The organism is Winogradskyella echinorum (assembly GCF_014297365.1).
GTDB classification, from domain to species: Bacteria; Bacteroidota; Bacteroidia; order Flavobacteriales; family Flavobacteriaceae; genus Winogradskyella; species Winogradskyella echinorum.
The window spans coordinates 193,868-212,519 of record NZ_JACOQD010000001.1 but is presented as its reverse complement, the minus strand read 5'-3'; the positions used below and the strand labels follow the sequence as shown (position 1 = coordinate 212,519).

General features: G+C 32.1%; 13 protein-coding genes. 8 read left to right on the top strand and 5 right to left on the bottom strand.

Features of this window, described 5'->3' with window-relative positions:
• Position 1: 1 nt before the first annotated feature.
• The 3 genes from H8K90_RS00900 (at position 2) to H8K90_RS00890 (ending at position 6,048) form a co-directional block, all read left to right on the top strand.
• Positions 2–3,295: an ABC transporter permease/M1 family aminopeptidase gene (locus H8K90_RS00900; RefSeq protein WP_186844064.1), complete on the top strand. Its 3,294-nt coding sequence runs from the start codon at positions 2–4 to the stop codon at positions 3,293–3,295.
• 318 nt (positions 3,296–3,613) lie between these two features.
• Positions 3,614–4,846 carry an adenylate/guanylate cyclase domain-containing protein gene (locus H8K90_RS00895; RefSeq protein WP_186844063.1) on the top strand — a complete coding sequence of 411 codons (1,233 nt, stop codon included), beginning with the start codon at positions 3,614–3,616 and terminating at the stop codon, positions 4,844–4,846.
• A 155-nt stretch (positions 4,847–5,001) separates the two neighbouring features.
• Positions 5,002–6,048 carry a serine hydrolase domain-containing protein gene (locus H8K90_RS00890; protein WP_115816073.1) on the top strand — a complete coding sequence of 349 codons (1,047 nt, stop codon included), beginning with the start codon at positions 5,002–5,004 and terminating at the stop codon, positions 6,046–6,048.
• Between the two features lie 545 nt (positions 6,049–6,593).
• On the opposite strand, the gene H8K90_RS00885 is transcribed toward H8K90_RS00890, so the two are convergent.
• Positions 6,594–7,181 (bottom strand): hypothetical protein, encoded by a 588-nt coding sequence (locus H8K90_RS00885; protein WP_186844062.1) that lies wholly within the window; start codon positions 7,179–7,181, stop codon positions 6,594–6,596.
• Positions 7,182–7,361: 180 nt separating this feature from the next.
• On the opposite strand from H8K90_RS00885, the gene H8K90_RS00880 reads away from it, so the two are divergent.
• Positions 7,362–8,231 (top strand): anti-sigma factor, encoded by an 870-nt coding sequence (locus H8K90_RS00880; protein WP_186844061.1) that lies wholly within the window; start codon positions 7,362–7,364, stop codon positions 8,229–8,231.
• Positions 8,232–8,307: 76 nt separating this feature from the next.
• On the opposite strand, the gene H8K90_RS00875 is transcribed toward H8K90_RS00880, so the two are convergent.
• Positions 8,308–8,460 carry an SsrA-binding protein gene (locus H8K90_RS00875; protein ID WP_186844060.1) on the bottom strand — a complete coding sequence of 51 codons (153 nt, stop codon included), beginning with the start codon at positions 8,458–8,460 and terminating at the stop codon, positions 8,308–8,310.
• 582 nt (positions 8,461–9,042) lie between these two features.
• On the opposite strand from H8K90_RS00875, the gene H8K90_RS00870 reads away from it, so the two are divergent.
• A complete protein-coding gene (locus H8K90_RS00870; protein ID WP_186844059.1) occupies positions 9,043–11,001 on the top strand; it encodes an endonuclease in 1,959 nt (652 codons plus the stop codon).
• An 82-nt stretch (positions 11,002–11,083) separates the two neighbouring features.
• Here H8K90_RS00870 and H8K90_RS00865 read toward each other — a convergent pair whose 3' ends face one another.
• Positions 11,084–13,342: a M56 family metallopeptidase gene (locus tag H8K90_RS00865; RefSeq protein WP_186844058.1), complete on the bottom strand. Its 2,259-nt coding sequence runs from the start codon at positions 13,340–13,342 to the stop codon at positions 11,084–11,086.
• Between the two features lie 2 nt (positions 13,343–13,344).
• Positions 13,345–13,704, bottom strand: a complete 360-nt coding sequence (locus tag H8K90_RS00860) for a BlaI/MecI/CopY family transcriptional regulator (RefSeq protein WP_186844057.1) — start codon at positions 13,702–13,704, stop codon at positions 13,345–13,347.
• Between the two features lie 156 nt (positions 13,705–13,860).
• Between H8K90_RS00860 and H8K90_RS00855 the strand changes: the two genes are divergently transcribed.
• The gene (locus tag H8K90_RS00855; RefSeq protein ID WP_186844056.1) at positions 13,861–14,811 is read left to right on the top strand and encodes a calcium/sodium antiporter; all 951 of its coding nucleotides are present in this window, start codon (positions 13,861–13,863) and stop codon (positions 14,809–14,811) included.
• A 59-nt stretch (positions 14,812–14,870) separates the two neighbouring features.
• Here H8K90_RS00855 and H8K90_RS00850 read toward each other — a convergent pair whose 3' ends face one another.
• Positions 14,871–15,896: a glutamine synthetase beta-grasp domain-containing protein gene (locus H8K90_RS00850; RefSeq protein WP_186844055.1), complete on the bottom strand. Its 1,026-nt coding sequence runs from the start codon at positions 15,894–15,896 to the stop codon at positions 14,871–14,873.
• A gap of 177 nt (positions 15,897–16,073) precedes the next feature.
• Between H8K90_RS00850 and H8K90_RS00845 the strand changes: the two genes are divergently transcribed.
• Both H8K90_RS00845 and H8K90_RS00840 read left to right on the top strand, forming a co-directional pair.
• Positions 16,074–18,260 carry a glutamine synthetase III family protein gene (locus H8K90_RS00845; RefSeq protein WP_186844054.1) on the top strand — a complete coding sequence of 729 codons (2,187 nt, stop codon included), beginning with the start codon at positions 16,074–16,076 and terminating at the stop codon, positions 18,258–18,260.
• Positions 18,261–18,485: 225 nt separating this feature from the next.
• Entirely contained in the window at positions 18,486–18,623 is a 138-nt protein-coding gene (locus tag H8K90_RS00840) for a hypothetical protein (RefSeq protein ID WP_186844053.1), read from the top strand.
• Positions 18,624–18,652 lie beyond the last annotated feature (29 nt).

Sequence of the window (18,652 nt, the reverse complement as noted above, 5' to 3'; positions counted from 1 at the left end):
TATGTGGTATGAAATTTTTAAGTTCGAAATTCAATATCGAATTAAACGACCAGACACTTATGTATTCTTTTTATTTATATTTCTGTTTTCAATTGTTGGTGTAGATTTTATTTTTCAAGGTACTGAATTAGGTCTAATGAAAAGAAATTCACCCGTAGTCATAGCGAAAACAATGGGAGCTATAACCGGATTCTTTATGATTTTAGCCTCAATGATTATGGGCGTTTCTGTGTTGCGAGATTTTGAGTATGAGATAGAATCATTACTATTTTCTACACCAATCAAAAAAAGAGATTATTTAATTGGTCGGTTTTTAGGCGCATTTACTGTTTTGCTGTTTGTATTTACAGGAATTATTTTGGGTATGATGTTGGGTGAATTTATGCCCTGGAATAGTCCAGATGATCAATTGGCTTTTAATGCATTTGTTTATATGAAGACCTTTCTAATGGTAACGCTACCAACGTTGTTTTTTGGTGCATCATTGTTTTTTGTAACTGGAGCTTTAACTAGAAATTTAGTAGTTGTATACACTCAGGGTGTTATTTTGTTTGTGGTGTTTTTGTTAACCAAAGCAATTACTAATGATTTCTGGCAAGCTATTTTTGATCCATTTTCATTAACAACAACAACCTATATTACAAAAACTTGGTCGGTCTTAGAAAAGAGCACTCAAGAACTTCCATTTATTAGTGCCTTGTTATACAACAAATTATTTTGGGTTTTATTAGGTGTTATCGCATTAATCTATGGATATAAAAAATTCAATTTCAATCTGGTTAAAGAAAAGAAATCAAAACGAAAGCAAGTTCAAAAGCTGGTAGATAAAAGTACTAATTTAGTTGGTGATGTGATGATTCCTAAAGCTAAAAAACAATATGGTTTACAATCTAAATGGACACAATTAAAAGAGTTTTCGTGGTTTTATTTTATAAGTATTTTTAAACAACCATCATTTTGGGGAATAGTTATTTGCGGAATGATTATCATCTTAATCAATTCTGTAAATCTTGGAACGGTATATGGAGTTGATAGTTATCCTGCAACCTATTTTATAGTTGAGGAACTTCAGGAAACCTCTTATTTTTTCTTTATCATCATCCTTGTTTTTTATTCAGGAGAATTGGTGTGGAAAGAAAGAGGTGCGAAGTTGAATTTAATTTATGATGCTACATCCATGTCAAGTTTTGTAAGGTTAGCTGGAAAGTTTATTGGATTAAACATAATTTATGTCGTATTAATACTTGCTTTAATAAGTTCAGGGATATTATTCCAAACGCTAAGTGGCTATTATAACTATGAATTGCAAGTGTATTTTAATGGATTCTTTTTAGAAATTCTACCCCTATTATCCATTTTTACTTGCTTAGCGTTTTTCATACAATCTTTAGTGAATAATAAGTTTGTAGGTATCATTTTGGTGATTGTATTTAGTATTGTCAATGTAGCTATTGCCGTGTTGGGGTTTGATCATGATTTACACTTTTTTGGAGGAAGTTCCTTAGGTGCTTATTCAGAGATGAATGGTTATGGGCATTTTTTACAACCCTATTTACTCATTAAATTGTATTGGTTTCTTTTCGGAATCCTTTTATTAATCATAGGATCTTTAGTCGCTGTTAGAGGAAATGAAACCAATTTAATAAAACGAACAAGAATTGCTAAGTATAAGTTCAGCAAGCCACTCATAAAGTTTACTGACATCATTCTTTTTGCTTTTATAATTATTGGAGGGTTTATATTTTACAATACGAATATTTTAAATGAATATTGGAGCAATTCTGAAGCTACTGAATTTAGAGTAGCGTATGAAAAAGAATTGAAACAATTTGAATATATAACGCAACCAAAAATAGTAGACTTAAACTTACAATTAGAGCTATATCCTTCTAAACGAGACTACACAGTAGAAGGGTATTATATGTTAAAAAACACATCAATTGAAAACATAAAATCCATCCATATTCAAAAACTTCTCGAAGAAAATGTTACGATAGACAGTATCGCTTTCGAAGGTGGTTTTACGACGAATCATCAATATAAAAAGTTTGATTATTCAATTTTTAACCTGAAGAAAGCTTTACAACCTGGTGATTCTGTAAAAATGTATTTTAAGCAAAGTTTTACAACCAAAGGCTTTGAGCAAGGTCGTTCTAATACCAATATAGTTTACAATGGTACATTTTTCAACAATGAACAGTTTCCAACCTTGGGTTACAATAAAAAATATGAACTTCAAGATGAAGATGAACGACGAGATCATAACTTATCAAGGAGATCTAAAAAAGCTAAAATAGATGACCCTAAAGAATTAGTCAATGCAAGATCTGGTGGTGATTCTGATGGTATTAATTTTGAAATGATTATTGGTACATCCAAAGATCAAACGGCTTTGGTTCCTGGAGATTTATTGCAGGAATGGACAGAAAATAATCGTAATTATTTTCACTATAAAACAAATACCCCTATTATTAATTTTTACGCAATAGTTTCTGCTGACTATGAAATTAAAAAAGACAAATGGATGACAAGCAATAAGGGGATTACTGAGCCTGTCGACCTTGAAATTTATTTTCAAAAAGGACATGAATATAACATCGATAGAATGATGAAGTCTATGAAAGCTTCATTAGATTATTGTAGTAACAACTTCAGTCCTTATCAATACCAGCAACTACGTATTATGGAGTTTCCACGTTATGCAACATTTGCACAATCGTTTCCTGGAACTATTCCATTTTCAGAATCTATTGGATTTGTGTTAGATATAGATGACGAAAAAGATGTTGATATGGCTTTTTATGTGACTGCGCATGAAGTAGCTCACCAATGGTTTGGTATGCAAGTGGAAGCTGCAAATGTACAAGGACAATTGATGGTCTTAGAAACCTTATCTCAATATGCAGCATTGATGGTTTTAAAGCAACATTATTCCGAAGAAAAAGTGCAACAGTTTTTAGCGCTTCAAATGGATAAATATAAAGAAGGAATACAACAAGAAAGTAAAAAAGAACCATCTCTTACTCTCGTAGAAAATCAAGATTATGTCTATTACGCAAAAGGAGCAATCAATATGTACGAATTTCAAAAAGCAATTGGCGAAGAGAATGTGAATTTAGCATTAAAATATTTTCTTGAAGATTGGAATACAAAAAACGGCAAACTAAAAATGCAGACTGATAGATATGCGACAACTCAAGACTTACTAGAGTATTTCAGAGCAGTTACACCAAGCAATCTCCAGCATATCATCGAGGAGCTTTTTGAATCTGTGGGTGTATTAAAAAATCACTAAGGTTAAATAAATCAACTTCTCATAAAAGCATAAAACCTGTGCTTATTGTGGCAAACCATTAAAAATCTTACGTTAGCTAAGAAGATGATCAAACAAGCGGAACACATTTATAATAAAGAAAGAACATATCTAAGCTTAAAATAAAACGAACCACCATATGTTTAGATCAATAAGGAGAGGTATGCTACCATTTTCACAAAAGAATAAAGAAAATCTGCAATTTTTGACCTTCTAAAAATCCAGAAATTAACGCTAAAAAGGTTAACTTACTTGCGTATAATAAAGACATTAACAATTCATAAAACTTGAAAAGCATTTATGTCAATTTATGATAAAAACAAGTCTAGATTCTTTCAAAGAATAGTCGATATTGGCGCTGAGTACAATTTTTCTATAACTGAACTCAGATATTTACGTGTTACGAATATTGCATCTCTTTTAGGTGTAGTTTATAATGTAACTTGGATGCTAATTGCATTATTCTTGACAGACGCATTAATAATTTACGGAAGTAATACTTTTTTGGGATTAATGTTTCTAATGGCGTTAATTTTCAATTGGAAAGGGTTACGAGTCCTGGCTTCCGTTTGGCTTATTCTAGCATCTTATATGTCTGTTCTCTTATTTCTTTACTTGCTAGGGTTTTCCTCAGGAGTTGGAGTTGTTTGTTTCCTAATTATTATTCTGCCATATATGACTTTTCCTCGTAAGGCTAGGAATATAGCCCATGTCTTTAGTATTCTAGCTTGCCTAACGTTGATTGCTACAGTAATATTTCAATCAAATATAAAATCCCATTTTGGAGGATTAGATCCCTATATATCACAAATAGTTAATATCAGTATTACTGCATTGATTTGCTTCATACTAATAGCAAGTATGTCTATTTTAATAGATCAATCTGAGGAATCTTTAATGGTTGAACAGAAAAAATCAGATGATCTTCTGCACAATATATTACCCGCAAACATAATAAGAGACTTAAAAGAAAGCGGTAAAACAATTCCAAAAAGACACAAAAATATCACTGTCCTGTTTACTGATTTTGAAGGATTTACAAATCTTGTGGCGTCCATGTCAGCAATCACTTTAGTCAATGAACTCAATGATATTTTTGGTCGATTCGATGAAATTATGGAAGAAACGAAAGTAGAAAAAATTGAAACGATTGGTGATGCGTATATGGCAGCGTGTGGCCTTGAAAAAGAAACGATAAATCATGCTACTAACTGCATCAAAGCCGCACAAAAGATGCTATCCTATCTTGAGGAGAGAAATCAAAGCCATGTCATAAAATGGAGAATGAGGGTTGGTATACATTCTGGATCTGTAGTAGCAGGGGTTGTGGGCAAGAAGAAGTTCGCATACGACCTTTTTGGAGACACGATAAATACCGCCAGCAGGATGGAATCTGCAGGTGAAGTAGGTAAAATCAATATATCTTCATCCACCTATAAACTGATTAAAAATGAATTTTCGTGTATTTCTCGTGGAAAGATCCATGCAAAGGGAAAAGGGAAATTGGACATGTACTTTCTGAATCAAACTTAAAACGCATAAAATTAATCAAGAAAACAAATAGTATTTTTATGTTGCATATAATAGGATCATATTTCCAAACATAAACTTTGAAACCCTGAACTTTTCTGAACTGTGTTACGAATAATACTTCCTAAAAATGAGCAATAATTATAACTTTACTATCTATGCTTAATTCTAAAAAACGAAATAAAAAAATTATAATCAGGATAGCCTTGTTCACAGGTACTGCAATTTCCTTGTGGTTTGTGCCTTGGATTTTAGTGAAAGCTTGGATATTACCATTGCCAGATACTGTTCAAGAACAAGTTGACCAAGCAATAAGTCACGGTTTGGATGGTATGATTGTTTATGTAGATGAGGCAGGGAAACAACCAGAATTTTATACAGGTGGTTGGCACAATCGAGAACATAAAATACCTGCTAAACCCAATGCACTATTTAAAATAGCTAGTATTAGCAAGTTATATGTAGCGGTTTCCATTTCTAAGTTGGTTAATGATAACAGATTGTCACTAGATAAAACCCTTGCTGATTATTTCCCTGAATTGCTAGGTAGGATTGAAAATGCAGATAGAATAACTCTAAAAATGATGGTACAACATCGAAGCGGGATTCCAAATTTTACAGACAGTGGAGGTTACTGGGAAAACCCACCTGATAGTGCTGAGGAATCGTTAGCATTAGTATTGGATACACCCGCGCTGTTTGAACCAGGAGAAGACTATAGCTATTCAAATACAAATTATTTACTCCTTGGTTTACTTATTGACAATACGGTGGGGTATAATCATCATCAATATATCAAAGAGCAAATTTTAGTACCACTCGAACTGAATAATACATTCTTCTCGTTAAGCGAGGTAGATATAGAGGATGTGATGAGTGGTTACTACGTTGGCTATGAACCTGATTTAAAAGAGAAAGAATTCGGTATGCTGGCTACTGCGGAAGATGTTGGTATATTTTTGAGAGCATTAAACGATGGTTCTATATTCAAAGAACGAGAACGGAAAATCTATTCTGAAATTTATGAATATGAACATTCTGGATGGGTTCCAGGATATCAGAGCTTTACAGAATATCATAACAATATAGACACTGTAGTAATTCTTTTTAATAATACAACTGATGAGGATTTATTACTGTGGAATTTGTCAGAAATAATGATAAATAGAGTGGTTAGAATTGTTGAGGAAAATAGAGCAAAATAATACAGGCTTTAACGAATATCAATTTATAACGAGAACCACTTTATCCCTTGAGCATTATCAATTTCAACAACCATATATTTGATTTTTTTAGAAATTACTGTACGACAATGTGATTACAAAAATAAAATCAAAATTAACAATTCTAATAAACTCTTGGGTTCGAAGTAATAAGGGTGAGTTTTGATTTATATTGATTTTGAGATAATTAAGTCAATATCTTCCTTCAAAAAGTTTGAACTCTGTCCCTTCGAGGTCACGAATAAATAGTTACAAAAGAAAAAACGCCAAGCTTGCTTGAGCGTTTTTTTGTTGAAACTATTTTCAAATCGGAGCATAAAGGATGCGATAGCAATCCTTAATGAAACGATATGCGTTTAAAGTCTATATGAAACACCAAGCTTGCTTGAGCGTTTTTTTGTTGAAACTATTTTCAAATCGGAGCATAAAGGATGCGATAGCAATCCTAAATGAAACGATATGCGTTTAAAGTCTATATGAAGCGCCAAGCTTGCTTGAGCGTTTTTTGGTTGTATATATTTAATCCGCTATATCTCACAAACGTTAGATTTCAACTCAACAGTATTTAATGTTTTCCAAATGGTATGATCCGTATTCTGAGGTGAAAGTCTAAAAACAACTATAGAGGTTTGCTTTACTTTACAGAAATATTGTTGAGCAAGGATATTAATGTCTATCACTTTTCTTGTATGAAAACCATCAAAAAGGCTCATTTTACCCTTAAAGACTTCATTTTTGTCTTCAATGTCCTTTTTCGTAAATAAGACCTTTGGATCTGGGAAATCTGTGGACCAATGATTTGGTTTCATTAAACCATTAAAATAAGCATCAAAATTAGATTCAATATCGTTAATCGTTAATGGTGAATCTGCTTTGACACTCCAAGCTATTACTATAGACCAAAAGGCATCACTATCCTTATCGGACCAATTTTTATGAAAACGAATCTCTTCAAAACCTGTGAGTGTCATATCTGATGCCCAATCTATTGGGAACTTAATAATTTCTTTCGCCCAAGTGCTATCTGCTTTCAAAATAGACATTTGTTCTTTTTCTTGAGCGAAAACCATATGGCATACTGTTATGTATGTTAAAACCAATATTAATTTTTTCATAATAAATATTTCTTGTAAGATAATTGAGGTTGTAAAAACTATTGTCAAAAAAGTGTAAAAAAACTGTCAAAGAATAATAACCAACAAGTTTTTATGAAAAAGCCTTAATGTTAGCCACCTAACATTTTAACTCATTCTACTAGTTTAATTTTGTTTTTGAACATTAATAAATAACGAGCAATGATTAAAAAAACAGTTTTAGGATTATTGGCAATAGGTTTAATTGCCATGTCCTGTAGTAGTGATGACGACAACAACAGTGGGCCAACTATGGCAGATTTAACGCTTAATCTTCAAGGGTTAGAAGTTCTTGGTAGTGACTATGTTTACGAAGGATGGATAATAGTCGATGGATCTCCGGTAAGTACAGGTACATTTACAAGTGCAACATTTCCTCAAACGTTTTCTGTGGATGAGACACAATTAAATAATGCAACACGATTTGTATTATCTATTGAGCCAGCAGTTGATCCAGATCCTGCACCAGCAGACACAAAAATTTTAGTAGGTGATTTTAATGGTACTACAGCATCAGTAAACACAGCCATAGTAGGCGATTTTTCTAATGCAAGTGGTGCATTCTTCTTAAGAACACCTACTGATGAGTCTGGAACCAATAATGGAAATGACGAAAACGGAGTTTGGTTTGGTACACCAGGTGCTCCTCCAACACCAAATTTTGTTTTACCAACATTACCTGATGGTTGGGCTTACGAAGGTTGGGTTGTTGGTGACTCTGGACCATTGAGTACAGGTACATTTACTGCATTTGATGTTGCAGATACTTCTGCACCATTTAGCGGACCAGCTGGTGGACCTCCAGTACCTGGAGAAGACTTTTTTGAAAATGCACCAACTGGTGAAACATTCCCATTAGATGTTAGAGGAAGAACCGTTGTAATTTCTGTAGAGCCAGTACCAGATGATTCTCCTGCGCCATTCGCAATAAAGCCATTGGTAGGAACTGCCGGTAATGATACGGCACCAGCTACACATGCATTTGGAGCTAACTTAGGGTCTTTACCTACGGGATCTGTAACAAGGAATTAAATTGAGAAAGATAATTTGCCGCTAATGCGATAGATTAAATTGAGTTTTTTAAAAGGCTACCTTATGGTAGTCTTTTTTATTTGAGAGCATTTTTAGTAACATAAACACGCCAGCCAATTATAGCCATTTGTAGCTTAGTTGCTTTGCTAAGGTCTAACTGTTTTTTACTGTAAGAAGGTAATATAGCTTTATTTAATTTAGCTAAAGCCTTAAAGATGGTTTTCTTCATTTTGCTTAAGACAAAGACTTTTTTTGTCTTTTGTCACTCAGCTACAAAAATAATAAAACTTATTCTAGAACTAAGTTTTATTTGTTTTGGTTGGTTGTTTGGTTGGTTTTAATTTAGAATATTGAAAATATAATTTCAATAATCAATTTTGCTAATGTCATCATAATTTTTTGGTTTTAGGGTTAATATTATACTTCGTTTGTTTGATTGAGTTTTCAATATATATCAGGTGACAATAGTTCTCCAAACGAATTTGCATAAATCGACGAATTTGCATTTGTATTTATAAGTTAAATGATGACTTTAGTTTTAATATTTTGTGACTTGCCTCTATCAATGCTACTATTTGTAATAATAAAATATGTTTTTTGTTTCATTTTGTAACATTTATAGGGTGTATTTAGAATGATTTTTAGAATCGTAGAGGCATTTCATCTTTAAAATCTGTGTTTTTTGAGTTTTCATTTTTTTATGAGAATCAAAACATGATTAAAGTCATATGTTAAATGAATTATTTTTAGTAAATAATTTTAAGTTAACATAGCGATATATTATTAGGTTATCTTTGTGAAAAATTGAAAGATGAATAGAATCATATTACCCTTAGTTTTTTTAATATCTGCATTTAGTTGGTCACAAGATATTGTGATTAATGAATTAGACGCAGATTCACCAAGCACAGATACTGCAGAGTTTGTTGAGTTAAAGTCAATGACTCCTAACTTTTCTACGGATGGATACATTCTTGTGTTTTTTAATGGTTCTGATAGCGGTGGTGACTCAAGTTATATGGTTATTGATTTAGATGGTTATTCAACTGATAATAATGGCCTGTTATTAATAGGTAGTGGAGGTGTATCACCTTTTCCACAAGTATTGATTGCTGAAAATGTAATACAGAATGGAGCAGATGCTGTAGGGCTTTATTTAGCTTCTGTTGATGATTTTCCAGAAGGTACTTTAGCAACACAAACTAATTTAATAGATGCATTAGTTTATGATACCAATGATGCTGATGATGTTGGTCTATTAGCATTATTAGGTGAAACTAATCAATATAATGATAATGGTACAAATGCTAACCCTAAATCTATTCAACGTTTTGTTGACGGAATGGGTGTGGAGTCATTTTCTACAGTTACACCAACTCCGAGACGAGAAAATGATTGTTCTGGTATACCTATAAATCCTGTAGCTATTTCTGTAATGGAAACTCAATATGACGAAGGTGCTACATTCGAAATAACCTTTACAGCTGAATCTAATGTGACTTCAGATTTAAACTTTACGATTAGCTTAGATAATTATGGGTTTAATTCATCTGATTTTACAGGAAACTTAAACCTAACAATTCCAAATGGATCAAATTCTACAACGACAACAATTAGTTTAGTTGATGATGCAGCAGATGAAGGTGATGAGGTTATTCAAATTCATTTTTTAGATTTAGTTGAGCCAATAGTGCCATCTAACAACTATGTCGAAGTTAGAGTAGTAGATAATGATTTTACAATGGCACCTTGGGGAACACCCATACAACCAACTACAACTTTTGTGCAAAGTACGCAGCCAACAGGTTATTATGATAGTTTAGATGGTTTAGCAGGTAATGCACTGAGACAAGCCTTACAAGATATAATCGCAGATCCTACAACAGTAAGAGCGCAAACTTATGCGGATGTTATTGACATTTTAAAAGAAGCAGATCAAAATCCTGAAAATAGTAACCAAGTTTGGCTATTATATACTGAAGAAGGGAGACCTAAATTAGATTTACAAACAAGTTCTAATAATTCTGGTAAGTGGAATAGAGAGCATACTTTTCCACGCTCAAGAGGTGGTTTTTTTGATATAGAAGAAGATGAAATTGCGGACGGAATTGATGTCTTTTGGACTACAAAGGCAGATTCTTTAAGACACGGAAATTCTGATGCACATGCGCTAAGAGCGGCAGATGCTTCTGAGAATAGTTCTCGTGGCAATCAACATTATGGGCAATACGTTGGGCCAACAGGAACGTTAGGAAGCTTTAGAGGTGATGTTGCTCGTAGTGTACTTTATATGGAAATTAGATACAACGGATTGCAAGTTGTTAATGGTTTCCCTAATACTACAGGGCAATTAGGTGATTTAGTTACGCTTTTAGATTGGCATAGAAATGACCCACCAGATGATTTTGAAATGAATAGAAATAATGTGGTTTATAATTGGCAAAAGAATAGAAACCCATTTATAGATCAACCACTTTTAGTAGAATATATTTGGGGGACAAATATTGGAGATATTTGGATGCAGTCCTTAAGTACAATTGATAATGAGCAATTAGAGATTTCTATCTATCCAAATCCTACAACAGGTAGAATTTATTTCTCAGGTATAAATAACACTGCTAAAGTCGAAATTTTTTCTGTTGAAGGTAAACTTTTAAAGCAGTATCAATCTGTTGATAATTATATAGATTTAGATTTAGCATCAGGTTTATACATGCTAAATTTGATAAATAACAATCAATCAGTAATTAGAAAAATAATTATAGAATAAAAGTTTTCATGACTTTAATTGAAAAAGCCAAACTAAATGATTTTAGTTTGGCTTTTTCTGTTGATTGATTGATGAAAGCGAACTAGTTTTTCTTTTTGGTTTTTATAATGATGACTCCGTTTTTGCCTTTTTCACCATAGTTGTCGATAGCGCTTTTGTCTTTGAGAACCGTCATAGATTCTATGAGATCGGTCTTTAAATCTTTAAATTTATCGGGTGATACCTCTTTGCCATCAATGATATATAAAGGTTTTTTGTGCTCATCATCAGAGACAAAAATGCTTGTTTTGCTATCATCTAATTCGAGAATAAATGGACTGTCTTTATCGTCAACCCTAGTTACCCAAACTTTTTTCTTTTTTCCATTGACTATCATTGTTTCTTTTTCATCATTAGTATCTTCATCAACAATAATTTCTATAACTTCATCATTACCATCACCAGATATTACATGTACTTTACCGTTACTCTTTATTGTTTTTACCTTTCCATTGCTAGCCTTAGCTTTTGAAACATAAATTTTATCCTGTCCATGTTGGTGCTCATCATCAGATATAACATAAACATAACTTCCATTGCCAGATTTATGGATTTTGTGTTTGGCATCTTTAGATTTAAAAACAAAAGTATTTTCTCCGTGACTTGCATTACTGTTACCAATTGAAATACTATTTTTATCTGCATCGTATGCTATTTTTATAGAATCTATAGCTTCATCTGAATTGACATTATAACTAGTATTAGAATTTTTAGACTTCACTTCAATTTTAATTGCAGTAATCTCTCCCTTTTTATTGCGCTTTATTCCTTTGAATTTGGCTGTTAACCCTTCTTTTTTGAGTTGTTCTTTTATTTTGTCAATTTCGGAATCTGTAGAGTTTTTTGTTATTATTGATATTAAGATATCTCCATTAAATTGAAAAATTTTATCCGATTTTAAAGGTGTAGCAATGGCTATATTCTTGGTGTTTTTATTTGGTTGACTCTTTGAAGACTTTTTTGCTGGCGTTAAGGTTTTTTTCTTTTTGGTTTTATCATTTTTATTAAGGAATTTTTTCTTGTAATTTTTTAAGTCCTCTTTGCTCTGTAAACCTGAGTTTAAAATTGCTTTAAATGCCCTTTCTTGTAATGCTTCAATGGCTTTTTTGTCGTTTGTGTTGTCGTCAAAATGTAGTGTTGCGCCATTAATTCTGCCTACATAGCCACCACCTCTATCAAAAAGTTCTTTATAGATTATGAATGAATCTATTGGAGAATTAGAGTTACCACCACCATAACTGTGATTGTTTAACTTTAGAAATAAGCTGGTAAGTTCATCGGAGTTGTTTCTCTTTACTTTACTAAAAATTAGCGTGATACCTTTTTTCTCAAATTTATCAGACATAGCTTTTAGTTCCTGGTCTGTTGTGTTTTTTGTAACCACAAATTCAATAGTTTTTTTGTTTGCTATTGTATGGGATTCCGTTTCGACATAAATGGTTTCTGTATTCATACTCATTAATAAACCAGCTAAAAGCGGTAACATTAGTAAGTATCTCCATTGTTTCTTTTTGTTTGATCTCGATTTTTTTAACATAACGATGCGTTCTTTGATTAATGAATTATAAAAATTATTTGATAATGAAATATTATGATTGGCAACACTGGTTTTAAGCAACAAATGTTGATACGTTTTTTCATCTACAGAAGTAGATTGTGTTTTATTATCAGCTATATATTCTAAATTTTGCCGAACTTCTTTTCTGTAAAGCCAAATCAAGGGATTAAACCAAAATATAATACAGGCTAATTGTGTTAATAGTAAATCTATAGAATGTAATTGTTTAGCATGCACTTTCTCGTGCGTTAAGATGAGCTCAAGTTCATTTTCATTAAATGCTTCTGGGTTATAAACAATCCATTTAAAAAATGAAAATGGTGAAATTTTGTTTTTTACAATAACATAGGTGAAAAGTTCGTCCTTGTATTTTGGATTTTTAAGTAACAATAGTGCTAATGATCCAAATTGTAATATAAATTGAATTAAAAACACAACAAATCCTATGCTATATATAATTGAAAGAAGTTGAGTCCAATCGAAAGCATTTTCTGGTTGTGTGGTTATTTGGTTCGATGTTATTGCTTGAGTATATATGTCTTTAGTATGTATGACTTCTAAAGTAACAGCGGGTTCAATTGCTATGTAAATAGGTACAACAATAAATGGGAAAATTAGAGCTATTATTAATCCTATTAGTAGAAACCAACGGTTATGCTGAAAAAATGTTTCTTTCTTTAAAAACAGACTAAAGCATAAATAAAAAAGGATAACGACTACACTCGCTTTTATAAGATATTCCATGATTATGCTTTATTTTCTATTAGTTTAATAATTTCTTTAAGCTCATCTACACTTATCTTTTCTTCTTTTGCAAAGAAGGACACTACATTTTTATAAGAGCTATTAAAGTAATTCTCTATAGCAGTACTCATAAATTTAGTTTTATAATCTTCTTTAGATACAATAGGGAAGTACTGATGCGTTTTTCCATAAGCATTATAACTTACATAGCCTTTTTCTTCTAAATTTCTAATTATGGTAGAGAGCGTATTGTAATGTGGTTTATCTTCCTTTATCTCTGCCAACACATCCTTTACAAAAGCTTTTTCAAGCTTCCATAAAATGTGCATTATTTCTTCTTCTTTGTTTGTTAGTTTTTGCATTTTAATAAATTCTTTAAATCAAATCTATAACTATTTTTGTAGTTATACAACTAAAATAATAGTTATTTAACGAAATTTTTAGTTTTTAGTATCTATAAGAATGAAATGTTATCTTCGCGACTTTAATTAAAATGGGATTAAATAATTGAACAATAGATGAGTGTATTTCTTGTAATTGCAGGTTTAGCGTTATTAGTAGTTGGTGGGGATTTTTTGGTTAGAGCATCAGTTGCGCTTTCGTTTAGACTTAAAATTTCTAAACTAGTAATAGGTATGACGGTTGTGTCTTTTGCAACTTCTGCGCCAGAGCTACTAGTGAGTTTACAAGCTGCTATGGATGGCATTTCTGATATAGCATTAGGGAATGTTATTGGCTCTAATATTGCAAATATTGGTTTGGTTTTAGGGATAACGGCAATTATTTCTCCATTAGCGGTAGATAAAGATTTTTATAAGCTGAATTGGCCAATGATGATGTTGGCATCATTTGTTTTATACTATTTTCTTAAAAATGATGGAGTTTTAACTGCGGTTGAGGGACTTTTATTGTTTATAGCTTTAATTGTATTCTTAATTATTTTAATAAGAAGTTCAAGAAAATCGACAAAAGCTAATCTAGAGGAAGTAGATGATACACTTGCTCAAGTTTCGGATTTTAAAATAGTAATGTGGCTTCTAATTGGTGCCGCAGGATTGTATTTTGGTTCAGAATGGTTGGTTGAAGGAGCTAAGCGTTTGGCTAAAGCTGTTGGTATAAGTGATTATGCAATTTCTGTAACTGTTATTGCTATTGGAACAAGTGTGCCAGAGTTAGCAGCTTCAGTTATAGCTGCATTAAAGAAAGAAAAAGCAATTTCTTTAGGTAACTTAATTGGCTCTAATATTTTCAATATTGCTTCTGTATTAGGTTTAACAGCAATTATTAAACCTATTGTAGTAAATCCAGATACTCCTCAAATACTCTCTACTAATATCTTTTGGATGATAGCTTTTGCAGCAGTTTTAATTCCACTTATGATGATACCAAAACGATTTGAAATAGGTCGTTATAAGGGAATGCTATTGTTTGGAGCGTACATTGTTTTTATATACTTAACACTTAAATAAAAAACAAAAAAAAGACTTGTAACAGTTACAAGCCTTTTTTAGTTATTTGTAATTTCTAATTAAGAAATATTTGCACTCTTAACTGTCTTAATAATACGACCTGCAATTTTATAAGGATCACCATTAGAAGCTGGTCTTCTATCTTCTAGCCAACCTTTCCAGCCTTTTTCTACTGTAATGATAGGAATACGGATTGAAGCTCCTCTATCAGAAACACCATAGCTAAAATCGTCTATTGAAGCTGTTTCATGATCACCAGTTAAACGTTGATCATTAAATTCACCATAAACAGCAATATGTTCTTTTACTACTGGTCTAAATGCTTCACATATTTTTTCGTAAGTCTCTTTAGATCCACATGTTCTTAAAACAGTGTTAGAGAAGTTTGCGTGCATACCAGAACCATTCCAGTCCATATCTTTACCTAATGGCTTTGGATGGTATTCAATATAATAACCATACTTTTCTGTTAAACGGTCTAATAAATATCTTGCGATCCAAATTTCATCTCCGGCTTTCTTTGCACCTTTTGCAAATAATTGAAATTCCCATTGTCCAGAAGCAACCTCTTGGTTAATACCTTCAAAGTTTAATCCTGCCTCTATACACAGATCTGCGTGCTCTTCTACTAAATCTCTACCATGTGTATTTTTACCACCAACAGAACAGTAATACATACCTTGTGGTGCAGGATAACCACCAATAGGGAAACCTAAAGGTAATTGTGTCTTAGTATCCATAATAAAGTATTCTTGTTCAAAACCGAACCAGAAATCGTTGTCTTCATCTTCAATTGTTGCTCTACCATTAGAAACGTGTGGAGTGCCATCTGCGTTTAAAACCTCAGTCATTACTAAGTATCCATTAATTCTGTCTGGATCTGGGTAAATTGCCACAGGTTTTAATAAACAATCAGAAGATCCACCTTCAGCTTGTCTAGTTGATGATCCGTCAAAAGACCACATACCTAATTCTTCTATGGTACCTTTAAAGTTTTCGTGCTCTTCTACTTTGGTTTTACTTCTCATGTTTTGAGTTGGGAAGTAACCATCTAGCCAAATGTATTCTAATTTAATTTTTGCCATAATGAAATTTTGTTTATATAAAATAATGATACAAATATTGCTATTTTTTTTATGTAGTCAAAAAAAATAGGGGGTTTTAGATGAAATGTTATTAATTATTGTTAACAACCCTATTTTTTAGTGGGTAGCCATATAAATTTTAAATATTTCGTATTTTTGAAGCCAAATTTTAATAATATGTCAACACTTAGATTTCACGCCATAAAAGAATCATTAAAAAGAAAACCAATTAAGATAAAAGAGGAGAAACGACGCTCCGAAATTTTTGGTGAAAATGTATTCAATGAAGCAGCAATGCGTCAATATTTAACGAAGACCGCTTTATCTAGTATAATGGAAGCTGTTGAGAAAGGCACTAAAATAAACCGTGTAATAGCAGACCATATTTCAACAGGAATGAAAGAATGGGCAATTTCTAAAGGAGCAACACATTATACACATTGGTTTCAACCTTTAACAGGTGCTACTGCAGAAAAACATGATGCTTTTTTTGAAACTATAGGTGATGGAATGGCTATTGAAAAATTTGGAGGACATCAGCTAGTGCAGCAAGAGCCTGATGCATCAAGTTTTCCAAATGGAGGTATAAGAAACACATTTGAGGCTAGAGGTTATACGGCTTGGGATCCAACTTCTCCAGCTTTTATCTATGGTACAACTCTATGTGTTCCAACAGTTTTTGTGTCTTATACTGGCGAAGCATTAGATTATAAAACTCCGCTTTTAAGAGCGTTGCAGGCAGTGGATAATGCCGCTGTAGATGTTTGTAAGTATTTTGATAAGAATGTAAAAAAGGTTAACGCCTCATTAGGTTGGGAACAAGAGTACTTTTTAATTGATAGTGATTTAGCAGCTTCTCGTCCAGATATTGTTTTAACAGGTCGTACACTTTTAGGGCATTCGCCTGCCAAAGGTCAACAGCTAGATGATCATTATTTTGGTACAATACCTAATAGAGCTATGGCATATATGCGCGATTTGGAAAATGAATGTATGTTATTAGGTATTCCTGTAAAGACAAGGCATAATGAAGTAGCTCCTAACCAGTTTGAATTGGCACCTATTTTTGAAGAAGCAAATTTGGCAGTAGATCATAACTCGTTACTTATGGATATTATGCAGAAAATTGCTAAACGTCATAAGTTTAAAGTATTATTACACGAAAAGCCTTTTGCCGGAGTCAACGGTTCTGGTAAACACAATAATTGGAGTTTAAGCACTAATACAGGAGTTAATTTATTATCACCTGGTAAAACGCCCATGAGCAACCTTCAGTTTTTAACCTTCTTTATTAATACAATAAAAGCTGTACAAACCTATGAAGAACTTCTAAGAGCTGCAATTGCTTCTGCTAGTAACGATCATCGTTTAGGAGCTAATGAAGCTCCTCCCGCAATAATTTCAGTTTTTATTGGTCAGCAGCTTACTAAAGTGATGAATGAATTAGAAACTGTAACTAAAGGAAAGCTATCACCTAAGGAAAAAACAGATTTAAAACTTAATGTGGTTGGTAAAATTCCAGAAGTAATATTAGACAATACAGATAGAAATAGAACATCTCCATTTGCATTTACAGGTAATAAATTTGAATTTAGAGCTGTTGGTTCTACTGCTAATTGTGCCAACCCAATGACGGTTTTAAACACTATTGTAGCCAAACAATTAATTGATTTTAAAGCAGAAGTTGATGTGTTGATTGATAAGAAGTCAATGAAAAAGGATGATGCTGTCTTTAATGTATTAAGAGAATATATTAAAACATCAAAAGAGATTTTATTTGAAGGTAATGGTTATAGTGATGAATGGGAAAAGGAAGCTAAAAAGCGTGGATTAAGTAATAATAAAACAACACCAGAAGCTTTAAAAGTTAAGGTTTCAAAATCTTCAATAGAGCTTTTTGAAAGTCTAGGTGTTATGAATAAAGTAGAATCTGAGGCACGTTACGAAATTGAAATGGAAGAATATATTCTTCATATTCAAATTGAAAGTCGAGTTATAGGCGATATAGCACGTAATCATGTAGTGCCTACTGCTGTTCGTTATCAAAATATTTTAATTGAAAATGTAAATGGGTTAAAATCTATTTATGGAGATAAGTTTAAGAACTACGCAAAAGAGCAATTATCGCTTATTGAACAAATTTCAGGACACATTGAAGCGATTAATTCCTTGGTAACTTCTATGACTAATGAGCGCAAAACTTTAAATGAGCAGAATGATATTGAGAAAAAAGCAAAAGGGTATTGTGATATAGTTAGACCAATTTTTGAAGATATAAGATATCATTGTGATAAACTTGAGCTTATGATTGATGATGAATTATGGCCATTAACAAAATATAGAGAGCTTTTATTTACCAAATAATACTAGTACAGTTCTTAATGTTTGTTTCTAAACATGAAATTAATGTTATGACGTACGTATTTTTACGTATTTAAATTAGTTTAAAGTGCGTATTTAGTGTCGTTTATCGATGACTTAAGCTAGTTGTCGAAAAGACATTAATTACATGTTAAATAATTGAGTTTAGTACTTTTTACATTACGTTTATTGTTTATCTTTGTAGTGCTATTAATCAATATTTGTAAAATGAAAAAGTTACTACTTAGTGTAGCTATACTTGTGGGTGCAACTCTAATTCTTTCTCAAGATAATTCAGAAGATCTGAATAACGTTACTAAAGATGATGTTGTTAACATTCAATCCAAACTACAAGCAGAATCTTAAAAAATAAGATTACACTATAAAGGTATTTT